The sequence below is a fragment of the Alcanivorax sp. genome, assembly GCF_014762765.1.
Taxonomy (GTDB): Bacteria; Pseudomonadota; Gammaproteobacteria; order Pseudomonadales; family Alcanivoracaceae; genus Alcanivorax.
In genome coordinates, this window is sequence record NZ_JABURH010000045.1 from 1 (window position 1) to 5228 (window position 5228).

At 59.9% G+C, this 5228-nt stretch carries 7 protein-coding genes; 2 read left to right on the forward strand and 5 right to left on the reverse strand.

The genetic code is table 11. From position 1 onward, the window contains the following. Positions 1-210 precede the first annotated feature (210 nt). Positions 211-1317, forward strand: coding sequence for a methyltransferase (locus HUJ17_RS01435; protein WP_290509032.1), 1107 nt, complete (start codon positions 211-213; stop codon positions 1315-1317). Between the two features lie 34 nt (positions 1318-1351). Here HUJ17_RS01435 and mtnC read toward each other — a convergent pair whose 3' ends face one another. The 5 genes from mtnC to HUJ17_RS01460 form a co-directional block, all read right to left on the reverse strand. Then, positions 1352-2026 carry an acireductone synthase gene (mtnC, locus tag HUJ17_RS01440; RefSeq protein WP_290509033.1) on the reverse strand — a complete coding sequence of 225 codons (675 nt, stop codon included), beginning with the start codon at positions 2024-2026 and terminating at the stop codon, positions 1352-1354. 109 nt (positions 2027-2135) lie between these two features. Then, positions 2136-2681: a cupin domain-containing protein gene (locus tag HUJ17_RS01445; protein ID WP_290509034.1), complete on the reverse strand. Its 546-nt coding sequence runs from the start codon at positions 2679-2681 to the stop codon at positions 2136-2138. A gap of 4 nt (positions 2682-2685) precedes the next feature. Then, the gene (locus tag HUJ17_RS01450) at positions 2686-3321 is read right to left on the reverse strand and encodes a methylthioribulose 1-phosphate dehydratase (RefSeq protein ID WP_290509035.1); all 636 of its coding nucleotides are present in this window, start codon (positions 3319-3321) and stop codon (positions 2686-2688) included. 4 nt (positions 3322-3325) lie between these two features. Next, the gene (gene mtnA / locus HUJ17_RS01455; protein ID WP_290509036.1) at positions 3326-4354 is read right to left on the reverse strand and encodes an S-methyl-5-thioribose-1-phosphate isomerase; all 1029 of its coding nucleotides are present in this window, start codon (positions 4352-4354) and stop codon (positions 3326-3328) included. Further along, positions 4344-4799 carry a PGPGW domain-containing protein gene (locus HUJ17_RS01460; protein WP_290509037.1) on the reverse strand — a complete coding sequence of 152 codons (456 nt, stop codon included), beginning with the start codon at positions 4797-4799 and terminating at the stop codon, positions 4344-4346. The genes mtnA and HUJ17_RS01460 overlap by 11 nt, the downstream gene beginning before the upstream one ends. A 121-nt stretch (positions 4800-4920) precedes the next feature. On the opposite strand from HUJ17_RS01460, the gene HUJ17_RS01465 reads away from it, so the two are divergent. After that, on the forward strand, positions 4921-5228 hold a 308-nt coding region (locus tag HUJ17_RS01465; RefSeq protein WP_290509038.1), incomplete at its 3' end, for a DUF2489 domain-containing protein.

Consider the following 5228-nt stretch of genomic DNA (forward strand, 5'->3'; position numbering starts at 1 on the left):
TAGCAGGATTCGAACCTGCGACCCCTACGTCCCGAACGTAGTGCTCTACCAGGCTGAGCTATATTCCGGATCTTGTGCTGGCGCATTCTAGCAGCGAATTTTCAAAATACCATACCTAAATAACCGCCGCCGGCCTGTTTGCGCAGATTCTGGTCAACGACGGGCAGGGCAGGCAGAATGCGCCGCTTGAGCAACATAACCGGGAACGGCATGACAACCTTTGAGCACCCCTGGGGCCAATTGACCCTGCAGCGTTGGCCGCTGCGCCGCAATGAGCCCCTGCAAGCCTGGGATAATGCGGATCTTTACCTGCTGAACACTCTGAAAGCGCGCGCGGCCGGGCCTTTAACGCTGGTGGTCAACGACCAGCAGGGCGCGTTGGCCTTGGCGGCGTCGCAGCACGGGCCGGTGATCAGCAGTGGCGACTCTTTTCTCGCCAGCCGTGCGCAGGTGCATAACTGCGATCTGAATGGGCTGCCGGAGCAGGGGGCACCCCTGTGGCCTTTTGATAATCTGCCGGAATCGCCTGATCAGGTGATTATGCGTGTTCCCAAGTCGCTGGCGTTGCTGGAATGGCAACTGCAGTGGCTCAGTGAACAACTGGCGCGGGGCACGCCAGTGTGGCTGGCAGGTATGGACAAGCACCTGCCCCGCCAACTAGTGCCGCTGATGCAGCAGTATCTGGGCAACGGCCGGGCGGAGCTGGGCTGGAAGAAAGCCCGTCTGTTCACTGCCTCGGCGCCCGGCGAACGACTCGCAGTCGCGCCGTATCCCACCGAGGTGGAAGGCCCCATGGGGCCGTTGACGGTGCATGCGGGAGTGTTTGCCCAGCAGCAGCTGGATATCGGGGCGCGGTTTTTCCTGGCGCACATTCCCAGCAATCTGCCACCTGGTGCGAAGGTGGCGGATCTCGGCTGTGGCAATGGGGTAATCGGGCTGGCGTTGTTGCAGGCATGCCCGGATAGTCATCTGGTGTTCTGCGATGAATCCTGGCTGGCGCTGCAAAGTGCCCGTGACAACGTGGCGCGGTATTGTCCGGAGAGCGACAGCGAGTTTTATCTTGGCGATGGTCTGGCGGGTCATGATGAGCGTTTCGATCTGATCCTGCTCAATCCGCCGTTCCATGACGGGCATGTGGTTGGCGATCACGTGGCGCGGCGGTTGTTCAGACAATCGAAGCAGGCGCTGAATGTCGGCGGAGAGCTACGGGTGATCGGCAACCGCCATCTGGGTTACCACAAGCTGCTGGGCAAGCTGTTTGGCAAGGTCGAGGTACTGGGCAGCAACCAGAAATTTGTCGTCTGGCGTTGCATGTAGGGTGCACTGAGTCGATATGCCGTTGCTGGGCTCGCTATAGGGCAATTTCTTCGAATGACGTCACTACCTTATGCCGGCTTTCTCCCTGGTTGCCTTCGCGATCCAGCCGGATAGTCTGAAATCCCGCTTCAGCGGCCGCATCCAGTTCTGCCTCAATATCCGACAGAAACAGCAATTGCTCCGCCGGCAAACCGATAGATTGCTGGATGGTGCGGTAACTGTCCGTTTCCTGTTTATGACCGGATGTGGTATCGAAATAACCGGAGAACAGGCCTGTCAGATCTCCCGCATCGCTGTAGCTGAAGAACAGCTTCTGGGCGGGGATGGAGCCGGAGGAATATACATACAGGTCCAGCCCTTTTTCTTTCCAGGCTTGCAGGGCCGGGGCGGTATCCGGGTAGAGGTGGGCGGTGTAATCACCATTCTGGTAACCGGTCTTCCAGATCATCCCCTGCAGGGCTTTCAGCGGGGTGGCTTTGCGGTCGTCGGTGATCCATTGCTGAAAGAGGGCATTGGCAGAGGCCGGGCTGTCCAGACGCTGTCCGCTTTCCTGCTCAGCCGCTTGTACCTTGGCCTGTATCTCCGGTTGGTCCCAGTGTGTTTCCAGAAACGCGGGAAATTGTCTGGCGGCATAGGGGAACAGCACTTCCTTGACGAAGGAAATGCTGCTGGTGGTGCCTTCAATGTCGGTGACAACGGCTTTAATCATGGTCAACTTCACAATGCATAGTCTGTAACAGCCTTCCCTGGCGAAAACCCGGCGTTACCAGCGAGGTTAATGCCGCTGGCCGGGGAGCGATTCCTGTCGGGAGGAGGGCTCAGTTTTCCAGGCGGTTGAACCGCTGGGCGATATCGCTGCCGGTAAAGTTGGCCACCCAGCCTTCCGGGTTATTGAAAAGGCGAATGGCCACGAAACGGGGGTTGGGGCCCATGTCGAACCAGTGCGGGGTGTTGGCGGGTACACTGATCAGGTCGCCCTTGGTACACAGCACCTCATAGACCCTGTCGCCGATGTGCAGGGTGAACAGACCCTGGCCTTCCACGAAAAAGCGTACTTCGTCTTCACTGTGCCGGTGCTCTTCCAGAAACTTTTGCCGGAAAGCGGCTTTCTCCGGGTGATCCGGCACCATGCTGACCACGTCAACAGTCTGGTAGCCTTCCTCGGCGATCAGCCGGTCGATGTCCGCCTGGTAGGCGGCAATCACTTCGTCCTGCTGGGGGTGATCGGACAGGGTTTGCGTGGCTTGCCACTGTTCATAGCGAATGCCCGCATCGGCCAGTGCCTTGGCCATGGCAGCCTTGTCAGTCAGATGCTGCTCAAGGGTATCCGGCTGGCTGTCGTGAAAGATTTTCAGTTCGCTCATGGGGTCATACTCCTTGCAAACGGCGGCGGTCCAGCTCTATAGCGAGCAGGGTCTCCAGCGCTTCAAGTTGACGGTAACAGGTGGGTAAATCGCTGGCCCAGGTGTACAGGCCGTGGCCGCGGATCAGATAGGCGTGGGTAATCGCGTCGTCCGCCATGGCCGCATCCACCTGCTCGGCCAGGGCGGCGATGTCCTGGGTGTTATCAAACACGGGAATCACCAGCCGGCTGTCATGGGTGGTGTAGCCTTCCAGTGCCTTGAGCAGCTCATAGCCTTCCAGGGTGATGCTGTTGGCGGGCCAGTGCATGGTCAGCACGGTGCTGGCATGACTATGGGTATGCAGGACAGCCCCCACGTTGTCATGGCGACGGTACAACTGGGTATGCAGCAGGGTTTCTGCCGATGGCTTGCCGTCGCTGGCGGGCTGGCCGTCCATGTCCACGGCCATGATATCGGTTTCCTGCAACAGGCCCTTGTCCTTTCCGGAGCGGGTAATCGCTGCATGGGTGGCGTTCAGGCGTACGGAGTAGTTGCTGCTGGTGGCTGGCGACCAGCCATGCTGATAGATCCGCTGCCCGGTGGCCGCCAGGGCCCGGGCAGCTTCACGGTAATCGGCAGTGGAGTAGGGGCGATCGGTCATGCTGTTATCCACGAAGGTGAGCCATCAGTGTATCGGTGGTGGGGTTCCGGATCACGCCCCGCTCGGTGACGATGGCGGAGATTAACTCAGCCGGGGTCACATCAAACGCCGGGTTGTACACCGGGCAATGGGCCGGCGCCAGGGTCTTGCCCTGAATGTTGCGCACTTCGCTGGCGTCGCGCTCTTCGATGACGATATGGCTGCCGTCCGGCAGCTCAGCATCCAGTGTCGACAGTGGTGCCGCCACGATAAAGGGGATGCCGTGATGACGGGCCAGGACGGCCAGATTGTAGGTGCCGATCTTGTTGGCAGTATCGCCATTGGCGGTAATGCGGTCAGCACCGACTATCACGGCCTGTATCTTGCCCTGCTGCATGAGCTGGCCAGCGGCGCTGTCCGCCACCAGGGTGACGGGAATGTCATCATTGAGCAGCTCCCAGCTGGTCAGGCGGCTACCTTGCAGCCAGGGGCGGGTTTCGCCAGCGTAGACTTCCTGCAGCGTACCCCGCGACCAGGCCGTGCGGATAATGCCGAGCGCCGTCCCGTGCCCGCCGGTAGCCAGGGCTCCAGTGTTGCAGTGGGTGTAGACACTGGCGTTATCCGGCAGAAGATCCGCACCCAGCTCGCCCATGCGTTGATTGGCAGCTAGATCTTCTTCGTGTATTGCCTGCGCATCCGCTTTGAGGGCGTTGATCAGGGAGGCTCCGGAGAGTTCGCCGGCGACAGTCTGCAGGCGCTCCAGGGCCCAAAACAGATTGACGGCGGTTGGCCGGCTGGCCGCAAGGGCCGCAATGGCGGGGGCCAATGCTGATGCAGTGGCGTCATCGCCGAGACGCGCGGCTTCCAGCGCCAGGCCATAGGCGGCGGTGATGCCAATGGCGGGTGCGCCGCGGACCACCATGTCACGAATAGCAGCGGCGGCATCATCGCTGCCGTGGATAGGCAGCCAGACTGTTTCTGCCGGCAGGCGTCGCTGATCAAGCAGTTCCAGATGATCGTCATGCCAACGGATGGCGGCGCTGTTAATGGCCATCAAGGATGTCCTCGTCATGTCCGTCAGGGTGTTTCAGTGGCGTTCTGTCGTATTTTCGGCGTATCCAGTTGGCTGCCCGAAACACGCCAGGGCGGCGCATAATAGCGCGTTCCATACGGTATTTCCCCGGAAACGTGCTCGCCATCAGAGCGATGAGGATGGTGAGCAGGCCTTGCCCGGGAAGCACCAACATAAGAATGCCAGCCACCAGTAATAATATCGCCAGTACGTTGCGAACAAGCCAGAAACACCAGGCCAGCGGGCCGCGATGGGCGTGGGGCAGATAGCTTTCGGTAAAATAATCCTCAGGCATACGCAGTAATAGCCAGGGAATGGCAACACAGGAGGCCAGGGCCATAATAATGCCGGTTACCGTGAGTGCCGGCAGCCAAGGTTCCAGTTGCTGGGCCAGCGGCTCCAGCCAGACGGGTAACTCTGCGTTCAATGGGCCTCCGGTTTGCGGTGCTGTGCAGAGAGAGTGTGCCGCGTACAATGCGGCTATGCTCGGCGATTTTCAATCCCGAGTGCGTCACTTTCGTGTTCATGGAAAGCAAGGAGAATCCGTTATGGCCCAGGCCGGACAACTCATACTGGCAGCGCTTATCGGCCTGTTTATTGGTGCAGTGCTGGGTCTGGTGCTCTGGCGGATCTGGCTGGCCCGTCGTGAGGCACGGGAAACGAGAGCCCAGCAGGTGCATATTCTCGACAGTCTCGAGGTGTTGTGCCGGGCCGTTGACCAGAAACAGGTAGAGCTGAGTGAGGCTTCCATACGCATCAGTGCCCTGCTGGACTGTCTGCCTGAGAGTATCGAGCCGAAGGTGGATCTTGCCGCTATCCACCAGTTTGCCGAGACCTGCCGACAGTTTGATCGTGG

Bases quoted from the DNA above. Each gene is read 5' to 3' on its own strand.
- HUJ17_RS01435 (WP_290509032.1), top strand. From the start codon at position 211: ATGACAACCTTTGAGCACCCCTGGGGCCAATTGACCCTGCAGCGTTGG.
- mtnC (WP_290509033.1), bottom strand. From the start codon at position 2,026: ATGATTAAAGCCGTTGTCACCGACATTGAAGGCACCACCAGCAGCATT.
- HUJ17_RS01445 (WP_290509034.1), bottom strand. From the start codon at position 2,681: ATGAGCGAACTGAAAATCTTTCACGACAGCCAGCCGGATACCCTTGAG.
- HUJ17_RS01450 (WP_290509035.1), bottom strand. From the start codon at position 3,321: ATGACCGATCGCCCCTACTCCACTGCCGATTACCGTGAAGCTGCCCGG.
- mtnA (WP_290509036.1), bottom strand. From the start codon at position 4,354: ATGGCCATTAACAGCGCCGCCATCCGTTGGCATGACGATCATCTGGAA.